This window comes from Enterococcus sp. DIV1096b, assembly GCF_050498765.1.
Taxonomy (GTDB): Bacteria; Bacillota; Bacilli; order Lactobacillales; family Enterococcaceae; genus Enterococcus_D; species Enterococcus_D entomosocium.
Genome location: NZ_JBMHEK010000001.1, coordinates 2,055,201 through 2,076,986, shown reverse-complemented (window position 1 = coordinate 2,076,986; position 21,786 = coordinate 2,055,201). Strand labels below are relative to the sequence as shown.

Below are 21,786 nucleotides of genomic sequence, written 5' to 3'. Positions count from 1 at the left end.
TTCCTTTTTTTTTCGGCGCATGTTTTCTCTGAGATTTTATTATAATTTCTTTATCAAGTTATCTTGAAATATACATTTAGGAAGTGAGGAAATGAGAAAACTGGTTGGTGTATTAATCACAATACTGCTAATAGGGTTATTGATTCTTGTGTTTGGTTTCGATCATACTTCAGCAAAAGAACGTTCCAGAGGAAATCTGTCGTTTTCTGTACAAACGAACCGAGTGATTTATGACGAAGCCTTGAAAATGATCACGGTTCCGGTACGTCCGAACAAAACACTGACTTCACAAAAGGTTCGTGTCTTACTAACTTATGGTTGGGATGGGAACGGACACAGTGAAAAAGTGATCGGCGAAACAGTTTTAACGAAAGTCGATTGGTTTTCAGGTGTTGAAAACTACTTAAGGATCCATGCGGAGATGGCTATTGATGAGATAAAAAGTATGGATAAAGTTGATTTAGTTGTTATATATGATGGTGAAACAACAATAACTGAAAACCTGAAGCCCGGTCATTGGCAAGTAACCGCGCCGCCAAGCAGTAATGAGAGTACGACAGCTGAGACAAGTAAAAGCTCAAACGAAACGGTAGCAACAAGCGCTTCCTCTAGTAGTATCGAGCCGAAATTTAGCGAGTCTCAATCGACGAATCCAACGACTTCTGAGGCTGAAATTACCAGTGAAGACATCCAAAGCACACAAAGCACTATCGATATCAGTGATTCGGAAACCGTCAGCACCCAACCAGTCACTAAAAGCGAGCCAAGTCAGACAGAGAGCTGTCAAGAAAACGCAGCGACAGCCATAACGTCTACCGAGAAGGAATCTGCTTCGACAAAGCATTCAGATTCACAAAAGAAAACCAAAGGATTGCCAGCCAATCAATCCCAGAAAAGTCAGGCGAGCGTTTCATCTAGTGTCCGTACAGAAGAGCACCAAGCGACAACATCTTCTCAAGACAAAAAGGAACAACTTCAACCCACGGAGATAAGCAGTGGCAAGGAGGTCAATGCAGCCGTACTACCGAAAACCGGCAGCAAAACTACCAATCTTCGCTATCTACTCTTTGGTCTAGTAGTGGTTTTGACTGTGTTTCTTTACTGGCTGAAGCGAAAGTTATTTTATGATGAGAAGCTGTAACGAACATACCCAAAAATCATGAGAAAATTGATAACCCACGATTGGAAATTTCTTCCCCAGAATGCACAATCACGTGTTGTTTTGCCGTAATTCATAATTAGTCTGACGATCGTTTTGAGGCGTCAGACTTTTTTTATGAAAATACACAGATAACGAAAGGAAAATTTGTTAAAAGTGATTTGACAGAAAAGAGCGCACGGTGGTACGATCACCAAACATTGACAGCTTACAATTTTGTAAGATGACAAATTTAAGGTAAAAACAGCGTTTGCTGATTATACAAGCGAGGGAAATTTCATGTTACAGGCACTTTTGGATACGACAGAAAAACAAATTTATGCGTTTCTAAGTTATTGTTACGAAACGAACAAGAAAGACTATACAATGAAAGAGCTCTCAAGTGTTTTCGATAGGAAAACCAACAAAATGCAGTCGATCGTTCAGCAAGTAGAGGTGTTTCGTGCACGCTATCCTCAGTTTACTTTGACCTATGATCGGCTGGAGAAAGAAGTGTCCATTGCTTTTTCTCCACGATTCCTATTGAGTCAAGCCTATAGTGTATTGTTGCGGGGAACCGTTGGATTTATCTTGCTGGATGCACTCTTTCAGGGGGACTATCATTCCCTTGAACAACTCAGTCAAAAAACCTTTAGCAGTCCCCGCACGATTCAACGAAAATTGCAGGAGTTAAATCATGTTTTGGCGAACTATCATTTGTCCTATAGTTTAAAAAAAGGTGATCCTTTAGCAGGTGCTGAATATGCGATCCGCTATTTTTATCATCTTACCTATTGGCAAATTTTTGATGAGAAGGACTCACGAGTCTTGGCATCGCTCAAGGAGAAAGAGCAGGCTGTAGCGTTGTTTGAAACCCATGCTTCTTATATGAGAAAAATCGATATCGAGAAATTTCTTCATCTATTCGCTATCTCCGTGCAAAGAATCCATCAAAAGCATCCGCTTTCGTTTTTACCAAAAGAAGTACTGACGTTTGAGCACCCATTAATTGAAAAAAATCAGTTTGATCAGGTCTTTTTGAAACCATTGTTTAACAGGAATCATCTGTCGTTTTCTGATATTTCGGAGGATGAACGCAGCTTCTTGTATTATATGTTTGGCGTAATGAACACCTATCTTGAGGAGGATCTCGATGCTGCTAACATCTCGTGGCTGACTCAGCCAACGTACCAGCAAGAAGCGCAGCTCGTTGAAAAACTAGCCGTGTATTTTCGGTTGACGTTTACAGAAGCCGAAAAAAACTATTTACTGGTTAATCTGGTAATGATCCATTCCGCCTCTGGCTGTTTTGGTACGCGACAAAAAAGCGATAGTTTTGGCAAAACAACCGACGAGCAAGACCTGCAAGGCGCTTTTCCGGTGCTCTATCCAACCATGAAACGGTTTTTTTTGGAAGCGACTGTTTCTTTACCAGCGTTGCGTAGATTACTGCAAATGAATGATCGCTTGATTTTCCAATACTGTATGTTACTGAGAGTTATTTTTATAAAATATGAACAGCCGGTCACGTTCTCGATCCATTCGAAATACGGAAAAACGCAAGAGCTTTGGATCAAGAACCGCTTAATGAATGCCACGCATCGAGCGATGGCCCATTATTCGCTGTCTCAAAAGCCAGATTTGGTGATCAGCGATTATCCGATCCATCAGGAATTTTCTGAGGAAGAACAGCCGTACCTCTTTTATTGGAATGGTCACCCAAGCGCAAAGGAGTGGAAACAGCTCAAGCAAGTGATCAAACAGATCAGAAGTGCCAAGAACAAGGCAGCGTTTGCCCAGCTGGCATTCACCCAAACGGAGTGATCCCGCTATAAGATCGATCAGATAGAACTTATAATTTTGCCAAGCTTTTGACCAGTAGCAATAGGTCAAACGTTAAAAGTAACAGTGTTAAACGAAGAGGTCAAGAAGCAAAAACAGGAACATCGTCGTTCCTTTTTCGCTTCTTGACTTTTTTTTACAGAGATGGCATGGTATACATATTATCATAACGTTTTTTATTTAAAATCGTTGCAGAAATGGTGTTAGGAAGAAGGGGTAACTTTGACAGAAGTATTAGCACTGCAAAATGTTTCCAAATTGATTGGAACCAAACGAATCATTGATGATGTTTCCTTTGTGGTGGACCAAGGACAAGTCGTTGGTTTATTAGGGCCTAATGGGGCTGGGAAGACGACGATCATTCGGATGATCGTTGGCTTGATGAAGCACAACACAGGATCGATTGCCATTATGGGAAATTTACTGGATTCTTCTTTTAAAACCGCGATTGCCTCAGTCGGAGCGATCGTTGAGAATCCTGAGTTTTATAATTATATGACCGGTTATGAGAATTTGATGCAATATCAGCGCATGGCGAAGAAAAAAAGTACGACAGCAGAATTAGAAGCACTTATTCGTCAGGTACATTTAGAAGGACATATCCATCAAAAAGTCAAAACCTATTCATTAGGGATGCGTCAGCGTTTAGGTGTTGCCCAGGCATTGGTCCATCAACCAGACTTATTAGTTTTAGATGAACCGATGAATGGCCTGGATCCTAAAGGCATGCGGGAGTTTCGAGAAATGATTCTTTCTTTGAGAGAAAAAGGAGTTTCTGTCTTAGTTTCCAGTCATCAATTAAGCGATATCGAACAAATTGCCGATCATTTGATCGTGGTGCAAAAAGGAAAAGTCACTCATCAAGTAGCAATGGCAGAGTTGAAAGCAGAGAAAAATGTACTGATTATTAAAACAGATGATAATGCGGAAACAGAAGCACTGTTAAAAGCTTCCTTTGAGGTCGAGGTCTTGCAGGTTGCAGATGAATTGCAAGTCACTCTAGCAACAGATCAGCGTTCGGCAATCGCTGCAGCGATCGTGACGGCTGGGATCGGCTTGAAAGAACTACGGACAAAGCAATCTTCTCTAGAAGATACATTCTTGGCTTGGACCGAAGAAGGAGGTTTGTAAGCATGCTGACATTGATTAAAAATGAATGGATCAAATTAACCAAAAAACGTTCTACTTGGATCATGCTGCTTTTATTGGTTCTAATGACTTTTGGGTTGACCTATGTGGTTCGCTTAGGTAGTCCCGAGATTGGTGCCAATGATTTATTCGCTTCTTTGAGCGACATGACTTCCTTTTTAAACTTATTTGTGGTGATTGTGGCAGCTTCTTCAGTGGCGGAAGAGTTCAGTCGTGGAACAATCAAGTTCTTATTGATTCGGCCTTTTTCCAGAAGCCAAATCTTAGCAGCAAAAGCCATCAACACGTTTTTATTTGCGCTTTTTGGGACTGCTGTTTTACTAATCAGTAGTTTAGCAGCCGCCAATTTATTTTTAGCAGCTGAATCACCTTTTGCTGCTACTGGCTACAACGGGCTAGCGGCGATTTTCGTTGCCCTTGTTTTTGCGGGAACCAACTTGCTATTGATTGTCTTTTATATTGCATTGACCATCTTTATCTCAGCCGTCATTCGCTCTCAAAGCCTGGCGGTTGGCTTAGGCTTGGGTATGTTGTTTGGAAGCAGCATCATCAACTCGATCATGCTTTTTGCTCAAGAAAAATACCCATGGCTGAAGTGGAACCCGTTTAATTTTATGAATATCAAAGAGCAGATACCGAGTTTATTAAATAGTCCTGACATGCAGATGACTGGCTTTGATCCGGGATTGGGCTATTGGGAAATGGCGATCGGGATCCTTGTTTATAGTGTTTTAATCTACCTTTTAACAAATTGGTTATTCAATAAAAGAGATGTCGCATTAAGTTGAGGAAACGAGTGAAAGTTTTTGGATAAATCCAGCTTTCACTCTTTCTTTTTGTGTTTTTTTCTAGTAAAATGATTCATTGAGAGTACAAGAGAAAGGAGAGTTTTCAAATGGTTAGTGTAGGAATCGTAATCGTGATCGCTGTTGTTGCAGCATTACTAGGCGCTGTCGGCGGCTTCTTTTTGGCGCGTAAATATATGCAAGATTATCTAAAGAAAAATCCTCCCGTTAATGAGGATATGCTTCGCTCGATGATGATGTCAATGGGTCAAAAACCTTCTGAGAAAAAGATTCGTCAGATGATGCAGCAAATGAAAAACCAAAAGTAGGTTTTTTTCTAAGAAGCGGGCTGATTTTATCAGCTCGCTTTTTATTGCGGCAAAATGCAGAAACTAATAGAATGTCCCCAGGCTGCTTTTTCTATTTACGTTCTGTGAATAGCGGGGTAGCAATCGAATCTGAATCTAATAAATATTCGGAAAAATCGCAAAATTTAGGCAACAGGTCACAAAGAAATGGAGAGTGTTATGTCAATATTTAGGAAGTTAGGTTGGTTTTTTAAACAAGAAAAGAAACATTATTTGTTAGGCGTAGGCTCTTTAGTCCTAGTCGCCTTGGTACAGTTGGCCCCTCCCAAAGTTATCGGGATCATCATCGATGAAATTGCGGAAAAAGAGATCTCGATGCAGACGATCTTTTTTTGGGTCATGATCTTGATTGCTTCAGCTATCGCTCAATATGTGTTTCGTTTTGTCTGGCGAACGCATATCTGGGGCAGTGCCGCTCGGCTAGAAAAAACGTTACGCAGACAGTTATTTGCACATTTTACAAGGATGGATCAGTTGTTTTATCAAAAGCATCGGACAGGTGATTTGATGGCCCATGCCACCAATGACTTGAATGCCATCCAGAATGTGGCAGGGGCGGGGATCTTGACCTTTGCTGATTCCTTCATCTCTGGTGGAGCTACCATCATTGCGATGGTTCTCTTTATCGATTGGCGGTTAACGATCATTGCTCTATTGCCGCTGCCTTTCTTAGCAGTCATGGCACGGGTTCTTGGTAGCAAATTGCATGATGCGTTTCGTGACTCGCAAGAAGCATTTTCTTCCATCAACGACAAAGCCCAAGAAAGTATTACTGGGATGAAAGTCATCAAAACCTTTGGACAGGAAAAAGAGGACATCGCTGATTTTCAAACCAAAATCGACCATGCCATCATCAAAAACCGCAAAGTCAATTTTCTGGATGCCTTATTTGATCCGTTTATTACGATCATCATTGGAATCTCCTATGTGCTGACGATCATCGTCGGCGGCAATTATGTTATGGACGGTACCATATCGATCGGTCAATTGGTATCCTTCATCAGTTATATCGGTATGTTAGTTTGGCCGATGTTTGCCATTGGACGTCTGTTTAATGTGCTGGAACGAGGCAATGCTAGTTATGATCGGGTTGCCGAATTGTTGGCGGCAAAGACCCATATCATTGAAGCCAAAGATGCGGTCGATGCCCCAGCTCAAGGAACGGTGAACGTTCAAATCAATGATTTTCACTATCAAGGAGATGATTTTGCCCTGCAAGACATCCACTTTACTTTGCCTGCCGGACAAACACTTGGTGTCGTCGGGAAAACCGGTGCAGGAAAAACCTCTTTGATGAAGCTTTTGTTGCGAGAGTATGATTCATTTGATGGAGCGATCACCTTCGGGGGCATCGATAGCAAGCAATACTCTTTGAATGCTCTTTTGGGATCAATCGGTTATGTTCCGCAAGATCATTTCTTATTTTCCATGACGATTCGAGACAATATCCGCTTTGCGCAACCACGGGCTTCTCAAGCAGAAGTTGAAGCGGCTGCTGGATTGGCAGTGATCCACGAGGATATCAGTCAGTTTCCGGAAGGGTATGAAACGATGGTGGGGGAACGTGGTGTTTCTCTTTCTGGCGGACAAAAACAGCGTTTATCCATTGCCCGTGCTTTGATCACTGATCCAGAATTATTGATTTTAGATGACGCCCTTTCAGCAGTAGATGCCAAAACGGAAGAAGCTATTTTACAACAATTACGGACGTTCCGTCAGAATAAAACAACGATCATTGCTGCCCACCGCCTAAGCAGTGTCAAGCACGCAGAAGAAATTCTCGTGATCGACAATGGGAAAATCAGTGAACGCGGGACCCATGAACAATTATTGGCTGCAAATGGCTGGTATAAAAAAATGTGGGACAAACAGCAACTAGAAGCCAAAATCGAAGGGAGTGAAGCCTAATGCAAGAATCAGAATGGAGTAAATCGATTCCCTTTAAAGAACAAAAAAACATCATCAAGCGAATGTTTCTTTTTGCCAAGCCATTTCGAAAAACCTTCTATGCAGCGATCTTTTTTGCTTTTGTGCTATCGATCGTCAATATCCTGTTGCCTTTGATCATTCAAACCTTTATGGATAATTATTTGACCAATCAAACGGCGACCCAGCAAGTCATTTATTTCTTTGCTGCGTTGTATTTCTTTGGGGTGTTGGTAAAAGCCGTGATTTGGTTTTTCCAATGGTTCCTTTATTCGATGGGTTCTTTAAAAACCTATCAATATATTCGAGCAAAATTATTTGAAAAATTGCATAGTCTTGGGATGCGCTATTTCGATCAGACGCCAGCGGGTTCAATCGTTTCACGGGTCAGCAACGACACAGAAACGTTGTATGAATTTTGGTATGTCTTCTTGATGGTATTGACAGGGATTTTTGCGGTGGTTTCTTCTTTTGCCGCCATGTTTCGCATCAACGTCAAAATTGCTTTACTGAACTTGATTTTTCTGCCAATCCTAATGGTAGTCATCTGGTATTATCAAAAATTCAGCTCTCGTATCTATCGTCAAATGCGGGAAAAACTGAGTCAGCTGAATACGAAATTGAATGAATCGATTTCTGGCATGCAGATCATTCAGCAATTCCGCCAAGAGGCGCGGCTGAATGAAGAATTCGAAGCGACCAACGATGATTATTTGAAAACTAGATACGCCATGATCCGCACGAATGCGCTGCTACTATCACCAATCATTAGTTTGTTGTATGCCTTAGCGATTGCCTTGTCATTGACGCTCTTTGGGTTTGATGCCTTAGAATCGCCCATTGAAGTTGGGTTGATTTTCGCCTTTACGACCTATATTCAAGGATTCTTTAATCCCATGACACAGATGATGGATTTTCTCAGCGTCTTTACTGATGGGATGGTAGCCGGCAGCCGGATTTTGAAGATTATGGATAACGAAGAATATACGCCGCAGCAAAACTCCGATGCCAGTCAAACCATCACCAAAGGAAAAATTGAATTTCGCGATGTCAGTTTTTCCTATGATGGAAAAAACAACGTATTGAATCATATTTCTTTCATCGCCTATCCAGGTGAGACCGTGGCTCTAGTCGGTCACACAGGAAGTGGCAAGAGCTCGATCATCAATGTGTTGATGCGTTTTTACGAATTTGGGGAAGGGCAAATTTTGATCGATGATCAAGATATCCGCGACTTCACGATGGAAGAGCTTCGGAAAAAAGTTGGACTCGTATTGCAAGATGCTTTCATGTTTTATGGGGACATCGCTGACAATATCCGCTTATTGAATCAGGACATTCGTGAAGAACAGATCGAAGCAGCAGCAAAATTTGTTCAAGCAGATGCCTTTATTCAAAAACTACCTGGTAAATACCACGCCAAAGTGATTGAACGGGGTGCCAGTTATTCAAGCGGGCAACGGCAATTGATTTCTTTTGCCCGAACGATGGTGACCGATCCGAAAGTGCTGGTCTTGGATGAGGCGACTGCCAATATCGATACTGAAACAGAAGGACTGATCCAAGAAGGCTTGGCAAATATGCGTCAAGGGCGAACCACGATCGCGATCGCCCATCGCTTATCTACCATCCGCGATGCCGAGTTGATTTTGGTGCTTGATAAAGGCTCGATCGTCGAACGAGGCACCCATGATGAACTTTTGGCTCAAAAAGGGTTGTATGCCGATATGTACCGTTTGCAGGCAAGTGAAGTTTAATAGCTTTGATAGTAATGCTAACCTTAAAGACTCTCGTTTTTAAGGTTTTTTTGTACGAAAAAAAGAAGGAAGGGATGAAAAATAAAAATAACGAACAACGATTGACAGCGCTTTCTACCTTTGCTATGATAAAGATAATAGAACTGGTTCTAATGGATAGTGATTGTTGATTTTTAACAAGCTAAACCTGATGAAGCTGCGGTATTTGCGCTGCTTTCATGAGGTTTTTTCTGTGTTGACTGTTGGCTAAACAATAAAGACAAGCAATGAACCATATCCGCAATGATAAAGTAAGTGGGGGTAGGACATGAAAATCAGTAAAGTGTTAAACAATAATGTTGTGATCACTACCGATCAAAGTCAAAACGAGATTATTGTTATGGGGCGGGGGATTGCCTTTAAGAAAAAAGTGGGAGATGACATTTCTTCAGAAACGGTCGATAAAGTATATCGCTTAGAAAATCAGACGATCTTATCTCAATTTCAAGAGCTGCTTGCTGACTTACCACTGGAATATCTTGAATTATCCAATGAGATCATTGAGTATGCTCGGCGACAATTGTCATCCCCCATCAATGATTCCATCTACATCTCGCTGACAGATCATATGCACTGTGCCATTGAACGATCGGAAAAAGGAATGACGGTCAAAAATGTCTTATTGTGGGATATCAAGCGTTTTTTCCCCGATGAGTACCAAATAGGCTGCAAAACAGTAGAAAAAATCAAAGAACATTACGGGATTCAGCTGCCAGATGATGAAGCTGGCTTTATTGCTCTGCATCTGGTCAATGCGCAAACCGAAAATGGTGACCAAGGCAATATTGCTGAGCTAACCCAAACGATGCAAGACATCATTAACATTGTTAAATATTTTTTCAAAACCACCTTTGATGAAGAGTCCGTTTATTTTTATCGCTTCACTACGCATTTGAAATTTTTTGTCTCAAGAATGCAAAACCATACCCCTCATACGGATGAAACCGATGAAGATCTTTTGGCTATGGTCAAAGTGAAGTACCGAAATGCGTATCAATGCGTACAAAAAATCGCTGAACTATTAGAAAATCAATATCAGTATCAAATGTCCAGTGACGAAAGTTTGTATTTAACGATTCATATTGCCAGACTTGTGCAAAAAAATCGTTGATTGAAATAAAGAAGAAAGGAGAAGGAGTTTTACTCAGTGCAAGATATAGAAGAAAGAATAATTTTTTGGCAATGATTTTTATTAAAACGTATTTTTAGGACCGCTAGTTAAGAAGCAGCATATCAAAGACGAAACATTTTGGATAGTGACATTCAGTTGGCTAAACCTTCAATACAAAAAAATTGGAGGAATCAAAAATGGGAAAATATCGTGAATTAGCAGAAAAAATTGTCGCAAATGTCGGTGGGAAAGAGAACATCAATAGCTTGACGCATTGTATCACACGCCTGCGTTTTAAATTAAAGGATGAAGGCGTCGCAAATGATGAAGTCTTAAAGAACATGGAAGGTGTCGTGACGGTCATGAAGAGTGGCGGTCAATACCAGGTGGTTATCGGAAACCATGTGCCAGATGTCTATGCAGAAGTGATCGATGTTGCAGGAATCAGTGGTGATGCTGAAGAAACAGCCTCAGGTGGCAACTTGTTTGATCGTTTGATCGATATTTTGAGCGGCTGCTTCCAACCCTTCTTAGGTGCTTTGTGTGCGGCCGGGATGATCAAAGGTCTAAATGCACTGTTGCTTTTTATTGGTACAACAGGCTTGATCGATTATACAACGACGACTGGGACGTACGTTATGTTCAATGCGATCGGCGATTCGATCTTCATGTTTATGCCGGTGATTTTAGGGTATACGTCAGCGAAAAAGTTTCGCTTAAATCCAATGGTGGGAATCGTGATCGGGTCGGCGCTTTGCTATCCGACAATTCAAGGATCAGCCTTGCAAGCGGCATTTGTTGCCGGAGCTGGCGAGGGAGCTGCTGCACCTTATAGCTTGTTAGGCTTGCCAGCGTATGAAACCTTCTTAGGGATTCCGTGGGTTGGTGCGACATATACTAGTAGTGTGGTTCCAGTAATCTTTATCATCGCATTCGCTGCACAAGTTCAAAAATTGGCGAAGAAAATCATTCCGTCTGTTGTCCAAACATTTTTAGTGCCTTTCTTGGTTTTATTGATTGCATTGCCAATTGGCTTTTTGGTGATTGGACCTGTGATCAGTATGTTGACGGATCTTTTAAGCTCAGGATTTGAAGCATTGATGGACTTCTCTCCAGCGATTTATGGTTTGTTATTAGGCTTCTTCTGGCAAGTCTTGGTTATTTTCGGCTTGCATTGGTCAGTTGTGCCACTACACATTATGCAAGTGACACAGCTCGGCTACAGTCAAATTTTGGTAGCATCATTTGGTGCCAGCTTTGCCCAAACAGCGGTAGTGATGGCTATGTACTTTAAACTTAAAGACAAAAAACTAAAAGCTCTATGTCCGCCAGCCATTATCTCAGGACTTTTCGGTGTAACAGAACCAGCAATTTATGGGATCACGTTACCGAAAAAAATGCCGTTTTTCTTCTCAATGATTGGTGGGGCGGTCGCAGGTGCCTTCTTAATGATCAATGGCACAACGAGCTATACCTCTGGTGGTTTAGGCGTCTTTGGAATCTTTAACTATATCACTCCAGAAGGAGATGCCAGTGGCATGTGGTTCTCGGTCATCGGAATCTTGATCGCTGCTGCAATTGGCTTTGGTTTGACGATGGCTTTCTGGAAAGATGATGCGGTGGAAGAAGAAATCGCTGAAGGACAACCAGCGATGACTGTTCGGAAAGAAGTAATCACTTCCCCTGTTGAAGGAACGATCGCACCACTAAGCAGTGCAAAAGATGAAGCCTTCGCACAAGGGATTCTAGGAAAAGGCATCTTGATCCATCCCTCAAAAGGCGAAGTTGTGGCTCCTTTTGACGGAACAGTAATGACCTTGTTCCCAACCAAACATGCCATTGGGTTGATCTCTGAGAACGGCTTAGAGCTTTTGATCCATATTGGTTTAGATACTGTTCAATTAAACGGTGAATACTTTGAAGCCCATGTGAAGCAAGGAGACACGGTGACTCGCGGACAAAAATTGATCACCTTTGATAAGGATGCATTGATCAAAGCTGGATTTAATATTGAGACCCCAGTGTTAGTCACCAACTCCGCCGATTATTTGGATATCATCGAGTCAGACAAACGTGAGGTAGGCTGTTCCGATGATTTGATCACGGCTTTAGTTTAGCCAAAAACTTTCTAACAAGTTCTACGTAAGGTTAAAAGCGATCGCCCATGTGAAGCGATCGCTTTTTGTCAGTCATTTAATTGGGAAACAGTGAGTCTTTATAATGAAGATTTTTATCGTAGGTTGGCTCAGCGATTATCGTCGATGATGTAGGGCGCTTGTCATAAGCCATGCCAATATCGATCAAATGCTGCAAGTTTTTTTCATAATGCTCCGAAAAGACGACTGCGTACAACAAATCCAGCAAGTAGCAAACGGACGTATTGATCGTAAAGTTGGCGATCTTTGAGTAGAGCCGTTCTCTTGTCGTGATATTCAAAACACAATTACTTAATTTCGCCAAGGAGTTCTCCCCGATACTCGTCATGCCAATGATGGAAACCTGCCGCTCGGCAAGGATCTTACCGATTTCTTTGACCATTTTGTTTTCACCGGTGTAAGAAATCAAGATCGCGGTCGTATCGGAGGTACAGTTAGATGCCTCGTAAGTACTCTCGCCGAAGGTGTCGCAGACGTGAATGTTTTTTCCTAAACGCCGCATCTTCAAAACAAAGTCTTGAGAAATCAAGGTATTGGCATTACTGGCGAAGATCTTGATATGGACGGCGTTGAGCAACGATTGTTTCGCTTTTTGTAATTCATCATGATGGATCAAGGAAAGCGTATCTTCAATCGTTGTTTGTTCAAGCTTTGCCAACTTTTTGGCGATGGTCATAATGCCGTCATGGGAGGAAAAAGGGAAGTTCGCATCTACATCGGTAAAATGGCTGCTCATATAAGTTTGCTCTTCCACAAAGGCCGTTTTTAAGTCGAGCCAACCATTGAAGCCTAATTTTTTTGCAATCCGAATAAAAGTAGAAGGATGAACGTAGGTCTTTTCTGACAATTCCTTAATGGTTTGATCCGCCATCGCAGTCGGGTTGGCTAATAAATAATCAATCAACGATCGTTCGGCGGGGGCTAGCTTGATTTGGCGCATTTTTTCTTGTAGTAACATGGTATGTATGCTCCTTTTTACATTTTATTGTTATTATTTGTAAATAGTGTTTACAGAATTTCTTCTTTGTTAAGTACCTGGTTAATCGTTTGTATCCTAATTCTTCCTTATTATATGCTCTTTGTAAATCTTTTTTACAAATCAACTGTTAGAAGAAGTGATATTTGCAAACGCTTTTTCTAAATAAGCTATTTACATTGAATCAAATGTTTTTATGAATGATAATAAGAATGTAAATAAAATAGCAAAGGAGCAATACAATGACAAAAGGAATCAAAATTGCAACCATTGGTGGCGGCAGCAGCTATACCCCGGAGTTAATGGAAGGCTTTATCAAACGCTATGAAGAATTGCCGATTCGTGAAATTTGGCTAGTAGATATCGAAGCAGGAAAAGAAAAATTAGCAATCGTTGGTGCGATGGCACAACGAATGTGGGATGCATCACCCTATGATGTAAAAATCCACATGACGCTAGATCGAGAAGAAGCGTTAAAGGATGCCGATTTCGTTACGACCCAATTTCGAGTAGGGTTGCTGAATGCTCGCATTAAAGATGAACGAATTCCTGCTTATTATGGCATGATTGGTCAAGAAACCAATGGCCCTGGCGGAATGTTCAAAGCGTTCCGTACGGTTCCAATCATTCTTGAAATTGTTGAAGACATGAAACGCTTGTGTCCCGATGCCTGGTTGATCAATTTTGCGAATCCAAGCGGCATGGTGACTGAAGCAATCGTGCGTTACGGAAAATGGGACAAAGTGATCGGGTTGTGTAATGTGCCAGTCATGGCAACCATGATTGAGCCAGCCTTGATCGGTAAAGAACCGGACGAATTGATCTACAAATTTGCAGGATTGAATCACTTCCATTGGCACAAAGTTGCTGATTCACACGGCAACGATGTAACGATGGATATTATTGATAAAATGTATGAAGAAGACAATGGCTTACCGAAGAATATCTTTGATATTCCATTTTACAAAGAACAGCTAGAACAAATGAAGATGATCCCTTGCGGTTATCATCGTTACTACTATCGTCAAGAAGAAATGCTGAATCATGCGATCGAAGAATACAAGACTGTTGGGACCCGTGCACAGCAAGTGAAACAAACCGAAGCCGAATTGTTTGAGTTGTACAAAGACCCTGAATTGGATCATAAACCTGAACAGCTGCAAAAACGTGGTGGTGCGTATTACTCAGATGCAGCGTGTGAAACGATTGCTTCCATTTATGCCAATAAAAATACCCAAATCGTTGTTTCAACAAAAAATGAAGGCGCCGTTCCAGATCTTCCTGCCGATTGCGTAGTTGAAGTAACAGCTTACGTTGGCGGACAAGGTGCTAGAAATGTTGCCTTTGGTGAGTTACCGACAGCTGAAAAAGGTTGGTTACAGGTAATGAAAGCAATGGAATTATTAACGATCGAAGCAGCTGTGACTGGGGATTACAATATCGCATTACAAGCCTTCACCATCAACCCATTGGTTCCATCAGGTGATACGGCAAAACGTGTCATGGACGAACTGTTTATTGCCCACAAAGATCACTTGCCTAAATTTAAGGAAACGATCGCACGTCTTGAAAAAGAAGGCGTAGAAGTACAAGATGAAGTAGCCCGCGAACTTGATCGCGAACTAGTTAAATAAAGAGAAAGTAGGAAAGAAACATGGCATTTAGAAAAGACTTTTTATGGGGCGGCGCAACAGCTGCCAATCAATGTGAAGGAGGCTACCAAGAAGGCGGACGCGGCTTGGCAAACGTTGACGTGGTACCGATCGGCAAAGATCGTTTTCCAGTCATTACTGGTCAAATGAAAATGTTCGATTTTGATGACGAACATTTCTACCCAGCAAAAGAAGCGATCGATATGTATCATCGCTACAAAGAAGACATCGCGCTATTTGGCGAAATGGGCTTTAAAACCTACCGTTTGTCGATCGCTTGGAGTCGGATTTTCCCTAAAGGGGATGAAACAGAACCAAATGAAGACGGCTTGAAGTTCTATGAAGATCTTTTCAAAGAATGCCACAAATATGGGATCGAACCATTAGTAACGATCACTCACTTTGATTGCCCAATGCATTTAGTTGAAAAATACGGAGCATGGCGTTCTCGTGAATTAGTCGGATTCTATGAAAACTTGTGTAACGTGATTTTCAACCGCTACAAAGGATTAGTAAAATACTGGTTGACCTTCAACGAAATCAACATGATTCTACATGCGCCATTTATGGGAGCGGGACTTTATTTTGAAGAAGGCGATAACGTTGAGCAAGTGAAATATCAAGCGGCTCATCACGAGTTGTTGGCATCCGCAATCGCAACGAAAATCGCTCACGAAGTTGATCCTGAAAACAAAGTAGGTTGTATGCTGGCTGCTGGCGCGTACTATCCATATACAAGCAAACCAGAAGATGTCTGGGAATCACGCAAAGCAGATCGCGAAAACTATTTCTTTATTGATGTTCAATCACGTGGGGAATATCCACAATATGCGCTGAAAGAAATGGAACGCAATGGGATCGAAATCAAAATGGAAGAAGGCGACCTTGAGCTGTTGAAAGCTCACACCGTAGACTTTATTTCTTTCTCTTACTATTCTTCACGCGTATCAACAACGGACGCTGAATTGTTAGAACAAACGGCTGGCAATATTTTTGCCTCTGTGAAAAACCCATACTTGGAAGCAAGTGAGTGGGGTTGGCAAATTGATCCACTTGGTTTGCGGATTACAATGAATGACATTTATGACCGTTACCAAAAACCATTGTTTATCGTTGAAAATGGTCTAGGCGCTGTGGATACACCAGATGCAGATGGCTATGTGGAAGATGATTACCGCATCCAATATTTGGCAGAGCATATCCAAGCAATGAAAGATGCGGTTGAACAAGATGGTGTCGACTTATTGGGTTACACGACTTGGGGTTGTATCGATTTAGTTTCAGCTGGAACAGGTGAAATGAAAAAACGCTATGGTTTCATTTATGTGGACCGTGACAATGAAGGAAACGGCACCTTGAAACGAACAAAGAAAAAATCATTTGATTGGTACAAACAAGTGATTGCTTCAAATGGTGAAGATTTATCGAATAACTAATCAAAAGAAGCTGCAGTTGATCACGTTGAGAAATCAAAGGGGATCAACTGCAGTTTTTTTAAAGTCTTTTTGAAATCTTTGTAACGAATGGTTTCTTTAAGAAGAAATAGACATTCAGATATTTTGACAAGCGCCAATGTGATTGTTGTATAATGTGTATGTTGTAGCAATCACAAAAAGGTGACCTTAAGGATGACATGTTTTGTCCTCATAATCGCCTTTCTCTGTTTTTTAAAGAACTTTTTCAATTTCTGGAATCATTTTTTGAGGATTTGTCTGGGGAGCGAAACGCTCAACGACTTTACCTTGGCGATCCACCAAGAATTTCGTGAAATTCCATTTAATGGCTTTTCCTAGCGTGCCAGGTGCTTCTTCTTCCAAATAGCGAAACAAGGGATCCGCGTCTTTTCCATTGATCACTGTTAACTTGTGCATCGGAAAGTCGACACCATAGGTGGTTCGGCAAGAGGTTGCGGCTTCTTCGGCTGACCCGACTTCTTGTTTGAACTGATCAGAAGGAAACCCTAAAACGACCAATCCTTGGTCTTTATAAGTTTCATAAAGACCTTGTAATTCTTTGAACTGCGGGCTCAAACCACACTTCGTAGCTGTATTGACGATCACTAGCGGTTGACCTTCGTATTTTGCTAGCGAATAAGTTTCGCCATTTTCCAATGTTGCTTGGTAGTCATAGATTGACATAGCAAACGCTCCTTTTAATGTAAATCGTAGTCGATAGCTTCTGAGACAAGTATAGAGCAAAGACTTCAAAAAAACCAAGCAAACTTCTTGGCGCATTTTATTTTTTATGGAAAACAAAAAAGACCAGCAGTCACCGAGACCGCTGGACTTTAATTATGCTTCTGGCAATACTTCGGGTTCTGTTTCTTGTGGATGAACGACAGATTTAGTTTTCCATACACCGGAGTGCCAACGATAAATCATTAAGACGCTGCGCAATGCTTCGTCAATGGCATAAGCGATCCAAACGCCGATCAAGCCGAATTTAAAGACGATCGCCAGTGAATAGGAAAACGGTAAGCTGATGACCCATAGAACAACTAGACTACAGATCAATGGGAACTTCACATCGCCACTTGCATTTAAGGAACCCACAAGGATCATATTGACTGCACGCGCCGTTTCTAAAACGATCTCTACCAAAAAGACACCTTTGGCAATCTCGATCACTTCCGCGTTGGTGGTAAAGATTCCCATGATTGGCTCAATAAACAAGTAAGTCAATAAACAGATCGTTACCGAGGCAATGATCCCGATCACCATCGTGCGCATGCCTCGCTGATGCGCGCGATCGTATTCTCCAGCACCGACATTGCGGCCAATCATGATTTGATTCCCTTGACTCAATGCGGAGGCAATCAAATAAACAAATTGGGTGATAGCTGTTACGTAAGATTTTGCAATCAAGACGCTGGCACCAAGTTGAGCCACGATCATCGTCACTACGACTTGCGCTCCTTGATAGGAAAGAGACTCGCCAGAAGAAGGCAATCCGTAAGTCAAAATGTTTTTCATCACACCCCAAGAGACATTCGAGAAACGGGCAGATAAAACAGAAAAATTCACATGCTTCTTCAGCAACATTGCGGCAATTATTAAACCAATCGAATTACCAAAGACGCTAGAAAATGCCAATCCGGTCACACCAAAATTCGGTAAACCAAAGGGGCTATATAAGACAAAGTAATTCCCAATGACGGCTAGGATACTAGCAAACATCGGCACCAATAACGCAGGTTTTGTGAAACTGTGGCTACGCATGACAGCAATTATGACCGCCGTGATCGATGAAAGGAACAGACTTCCCCCATACACTTGTAAGTATCCATGACCTAAAGCAACTAATTCAGCATCCAATCCCATGAAACGAAGGAGATAGGTTGAGCCGAAAAGGAACATTAAGCTGATCAAAATCCCGATGAACAATGAGCCAAAAAGAGCGGTATTGATGACTTTCGGTATCTGGTCGCGTTTTTTCGCACCAATCAATTGTGCGATAATGATCTGAGTACCCACGGTGATGAAACCGTAAATAAAGACCGTTAAATTCAATAGTTGATTGGCAGCACTGACGGCCGCTACTGCTGGCTCGGAGTAATGAGAAATCATCCAAACGTTGACATTCCCAATAACGACCCGCAAAAATAGCTCAACAAAAATCGGCCAGCTGAGGAAAAGCAGTTCACGGTCTGATTTTCCTAAAAGTTTTTTCTTATTCAATTGTAAGGACTCCTTATTTTCTATATAATAGACGTATCGTGAAAATTTTACAAAAATTGAAAAGAAAGTCAATGTAATTTTCAAAAGTAAAAGCAGGAATATCTTATTATTTTTTGTAAGCAGATGAGTTGAAAGAATTTGCTTTTGAAAGTAAAGTATGGGTAGTCCAAATTGGAGGGAAATATATGTATGATGTAATTATCATCGGCGCAGGCCCTGCGGGGATGACAGCAGCGCTTTATGCGTCAAGATCGAATTTATCAGTACTAATGATTGAACGAGGCGCACCTGGCGGTCAAATGAACAATACGGCTGAAGTTGAAAACTACCCAGGATACGAATCAATCTTAGGCCCTGAATTAGCATTTAAAATGTATGAAGGTGCCATTAAATTTGGTGTTGAAAATGCCTATGGGATCGTTCAGAGCATCACGGATCAAGGTGAATTCAAAGAAGTTGCCACCGAAGACAAAACCTATCAAGGGAAAACAATCATCATTGCCACAGGATGCGTACATAGAAAGTTAGGCGTCAAAGGCGAAGAAGAATTCGCGGGACGCGGTGTTTCATACTGTGCGGTTTGTGACGGTGCCTTTTTCCGTAACAAACGCTTGATTGTTGTTGGCGGAGGCGACTCGGCAGTCGAAGAAGCTATCTACTTAACACAATTTGCTTCCGAAGTAACGATCGTTCACCGTCGTGACGAATTACGAGCACAAAAAATCATTCAAGATCGCGCATTTGCCAACGAGAAAATCTCTTTTATTTGGGATTCTGTTGTTGAAGAAATCAAAGGCAATGAGATGGTCGTGACTGGCGTGCAAATCAGAAACGTAAAAACGGATGAAGTGACAGAAGAAGCTGCTGGCGGTGTCTTTATCTATGTTGGTTTAGATCCGTTGACAGAACCATTCAAAGCCAGCGGTATCACGAATGATGCTGGCTGGATTTTAACCAATGAGCAGATGGAAACTTCAATTCCTGGTGTTTACGCGGTTGGCGATGTTCGTGAAAAAGGCTTGCGTCAAATCACGACGGCAGTCGGCGATGGCAGTATTGCTGGTCAACAAGTGTTTGATTTTATTGAAACACAAAAGGATGCTCAATCAACGAAATAGTTTAATGGAATCAGCTGTTATTTTTAAAGTGTCAATCACTTTTGATAGCAGCTGTTTTTATTTTTCGTTTGGTTATTCTTTGAGAAATCTGTAAGTAGTGTTATACTAATTTTAGAGCATTTTAACGGAAAAAGGAGAGGTTATTTTATGGCATGGGAACAAACATTTAATCAATGGAAAAACAGTGAACACTTAGATCCACAATTAAAAGAACAATTGACCGCATTAGAAGCAGATCCTGCGATGTTAGAAGACGCTTTTTATATGCCTTTGGAATTTGGGACTGCCGGTATGCGAGGAATTTTAGGACCTGGTATCAATCGGATGAACATTTATACGATTCGTCAAGCAACCGAAGGATTGGCTCGCTTTATGGATACACAAGATCCTGAAACAAGACGTCGTGGCGTAGCGATCGCCTATGATTCCCGTCATTTTTCACCTGAGTTCGCGATGGAAGCGGCAAAAACATTGGCAAAACACGATATTCCAGCCTTCGTCTTTGAAAGCTTACGTCCGACGCCAGAATTATCTTTTGCTGTGCGTTACTTAAAAACCTTTACTGGAATCATGATCACAGCTTCTCACAATCCAGCCGAATACAATGGCTACAAAGTATATGGGGAAGATGGTGGACAAATGCCACCAGCAGATGCGGATGCATTGACAAAATTCGTTCGGGAAATTGAAAATCCGTTAGAGATCCCTGTATTAAGTGAAGAAGAAGCCAAAAACAGCGGCTTGATCTCTATTATTGGCGAAGAAATCGATACTGCCTATCTGAAAGAGATCAAAGAAGTCACGATCGATCAAGAATTGATCGATACGGTGGGCAAAGATTTGAAACTTGTCTATACACCACTTCACGGAACAGGGCGGATGCTTGGGGAGAAAGCGTTGAAACAAGCTGGTTTCCAACAATTCATTATTGAACCTTCTCAAGCGGTTGCCGATCCAAATTTCAGTACAGTGAAATCACCGAATCCAGAAGAGCACTCTGCCTTTGAATATGCGATTGCTTTAGGAGAAAAAGAAGGTGCTGACCTGTTGATCGCAACAGATCCAGATGCCGATCGCTTAGGAGCTGCAGTAAGAATGCCAGATGGCAACTACCAAGTGTTGACAGGTAACCAGTTAGGCGCATTGATGATCCGTTACATTTTAGAAGCCCATAAAACAGCTGGGACATTGCCAGAAAATGCAGCAGTCTTAAAATCGATCGTTTCTAGTGAATTGCCAACAGCGATCGCTAAATCCTACGATGTGGATATGATCAACGTATTGACCGGCTTTAAATTTATTGCCGAAAAAATCCAACAATTTGAAAAAGACCATTCTCAAACCTTTATGTTTGGCTTTGAAGAAAGCTATGGCTACTTAGTAAAACCATTCGTACGGGACAAGGACGCGATCCAAGCGCTCGTTTTATTAGCAGAAGTGGCTGCTTTTTACAAACAATCAGACAAAACATTGTATGACGGTCTGCAAGATATTTTTGAAGAGTACGGTTATTATGCAGAAAAAACGATTTCTGTAACGATGAGCGGCATGGAAGGGGCAACTAAGATTGCTGCCTTGATGAAGACTTTCCGTGAAAAAGCACCTTCTGTCTTCGCAGGAACCCCTGTCGTACAAACAGAAGACTTTAAACTGTTGACTCGTGTGGGCTTAGATGGTCACCAACAAAAAATGACCACACCGCCTTCTGATGTTTTGAAATACACCTTGGAAGATGAAAGCTGGATTGCGGTTCGTCCTTCTGGGACCGAACCGAAAATCAAGTTTTATATTGGTGTAAAAGGCGAAACGGCAGAAGCAGCAGAACAAAAAATTGCTGATCTGCAAGCAGCGATTGAAGAAATCACAGGTGAATAAAGTCATCTGCTGCCTTCATAATCAAAAAATTGCAATTTGATTGAATGATCCGAGTGGTAGAAAAAGAAGCATTTGTTTCGCCAACGAACAGTTGTTGAGGGACCTAGGCTTCTAAAGGGAATTTTCTGACACTTGGATCTATTCTTGTCTTTTATCTAATTACTTCTCCTTGTTTGGCGGCCGCTGATTGACAAGCCGTCTATCAAGGGCTAAAATG

At 41.6% G+C, this 21,786-nt stretch carries 16 protein-coding genes; 13 read left to right on the top strand and 3 right to left on the bottom strand.

Features of this window, described 5'->3' with window-relative positions; translation table 11 throughout:
* Nucleotides 1-91 precede the first annotated feature (91 nt).
* From IGJ17_RS09890 to IGJ17_RS09850, 9 genes are all read left to right on the top strand, one after another.
* Nucleotides 92-1,141, top strand: a complete 1,050-nt coding sequence (locus IGJ17_RS09890; protein ID WP_008378446.1) for an LPXTG cell wall anchor domain-containing protein — start codon at nt 92-94, stop codon at nt 1,139-1,141.
* 297 nt (nt 1,142-1,438) lie between these two features.
* Complete coding sequence (locus IGJ17_RS09885) at nt 1,439-2,962, top strand: helix-turn-helix domain-containing protein (protein WP_144330585.1); 1,524 nt, start codon at nt 1,439-1,441, stop codon at nt 2,960-2,962.
* A 240-nt stretch (nt 2,963-3,202) separates the two neighbouring features.
* Nucleotides 3,203-4,111 carry an ABC transporter ATP-binding protein gene (locus tag IGJ17_RS09880; RefSeq protein WP_144330586.1) on the top strand — a complete coding sequence of 303 codons (909 nt, stop codon included), beginning with the start codon at nt 3,203-3,205 and terminating at the stop codon, nt 4,109-4,111.
* 2 nt (nt 4,112-4,113) lie between these two features.
* A complete protein-coding gene (locus IGJ17_RS09875; protein ID WP_429961314.1) occupies nt 4,114-4,917 on the top strand; it encodes an ABC transporter permease in 804 nt (267 codons plus the stop codon).
* A gap of 107 nt (nt 4,918-5,024) precedes the next feature.
* Nucleotides 5,025-5,243, top strand: coding sequence for a YneF family protein (locus IGJ17_RS09870; RefSeq protein WP_005235432.1), 219 nt, complete (start codon nt 5,025-5,027; stop codon nt 5,241-5,243).
* A gap of 198 nt (nt 5,244-5,441) precedes the next feature.
* Entirely contained in the window at nt 5,442-7,190 is a 1,749-nt protein-coding gene (locus IGJ17_RS09865) for an ABC transporter ATP-binding protein (protein ID WP_042890950.1), read from the top strand.
* Nucleotides 7,190-8,965 carry an ABC transporter ATP-binding protein gene (locus IGJ17_RS09860; RefSeq protein ID WP_008378435.1) on the top strand — a complete coding sequence of 592 codons (1,776 nt, stop codon included), beginning with the start codon at nt 7,190-7,192 and terminating at the stop codon, nt 8,963-8,965. Before IGJ17_RS09865 ends, IGJ17_RS09860 begins: the two co-directional genes overlap by 1 nt.
* Nucleotides 8,966-9,272: 307 nt before the next feature.
* Complete coding sequence (gene licT, locus IGJ17_RS09855) at nt 9,273-10,115, top strand: BglG family transcription antiterminator LicT (RefSeq protein ID WP_429961313.1); 843 nt, start codon at nt 9,273-9,275, stop codon at nt 10,113-10,115.
* Between the two features lie 197 nt (nt 10,116-10,312).
* Nucleotides 10,313-12,232, top strand: a complete 1,920-nt coding sequence (locus tag IGJ17_RS09850; protein WP_005235453.1) for a beta-glucoside-specific PTS transporter subunit IIABC — start codon at nt 10,313-10,315, stop codon at nt 12,230-12,232.
* Between the two features lie 76 nt (nt 12,233-12,308).
* Here IGJ17_RS09850 and IGJ17_RS09845 read toward each other — a convergent pair whose 3' ends face one another.
* The gene (locus IGJ17_RS09845) at nt 12,309-13,229 is read right to left on the bottom strand and encodes a MurR/RpiR family transcriptional regulator (protein WP_429961312.1); all 921 of its coding nucleotides are present in this window, start codon (nt 13,227-13,229) and stop codon (nt 12,309-12,311) included.
* A gap of 260 nt (nt 13,230-13,489) precedes the next feature.
* Between IGJ17_RS09845 and IGJ17_RS09840 the strand changes: the two genes are divergently transcribed.
* Together IGJ17_RS09840 and IGJ17_RS09835 are read left to right on the top strand one after the other, a co-directional pair.
* Nucleotides 13,490-14,881 (top strand): 6-phospho-beta-glucosidase, encoded by a 1,392-nt coding sequence (locus tag IGJ17_RS09840; protein ID WP_008378426.1) that lies wholly within the window; start codon nt 13,490-13,492, stop codon nt 14,879-14,881.
* A 20-nt stretch (nt 14,882-14,901) separates the two neighbouring features.
* Complete coding sequence (locus IGJ17_RS09835; protein ID WP_008378424.1) at nt 14,902-16,335, top strand: 6-phospho-beta-glucosidase; 1,434 nt, start codon at nt 14,902-14,904, stop codon at nt 16,333-16,335.
* Between the two features lie 231 nt (nt 16,336-16,566).
* Here the strand turns inward: IGJ17_RS09835 and IGJ17_RS09830 are convergent, their stop codons facing one another.
* The gene (locus IGJ17_RS09830) at nt 16,567-17,037 is read right to left on the bottom strand and encodes a glutathione peroxidase (RefSeq protein WP_429961311.1); all 471 of its coding nucleotides are present in this window, start codon (nt 17,035-17,037) and stop codon (nt 16,567-16,569) included.
* Nucleotides 17,038-17,190: 153 nt separating this feature from the next.
* The gene (locus IGJ17_RS09825) at nt 17,191-18,576 is read right to left on the bottom strand and encodes an MATE family efflux transporter (RefSeq protein WP_008378420.1); all 1,386 of its coding nucleotides are present in this window, start codon (nt 18,574-18,576) and stop codon (nt 17,191-17,193) included.
* Between the two features lie 185 nt (nt 18,577-18,761).
* Here IGJ17_RS09825 and trxB point away from each other — a divergent pair, with 185 nt between their 5' ends.
* Both trxB and IGJ17_RS09815 read left to right on the top strand, forming a co-directional pair.
* Nucleotides 18,762-19,694, top strand: coding sequence for a thioredoxin-disulfide reductase (gene trxB, locus IGJ17_RS09820; protein ID WP_429961310.1), 933 nt, complete (start codon nt 18,762-18,764; stop codon nt 19,692-19,694).
* A gap of 147 nt (nt 19,695-19,841) precedes the next feature.
* Nucleotides 19,842-21,569, top strand: coding sequence for a phospho-sugar mutase (locus tag IGJ17_RS09815; RefSeq protein WP_086332447.1), 1,728 nt, complete (start codon nt 19,842-19,844; stop codon nt 21,567-21,569).
* Nucleotides 21,570-21,786 lie beyond the last annotated feature (217 nt).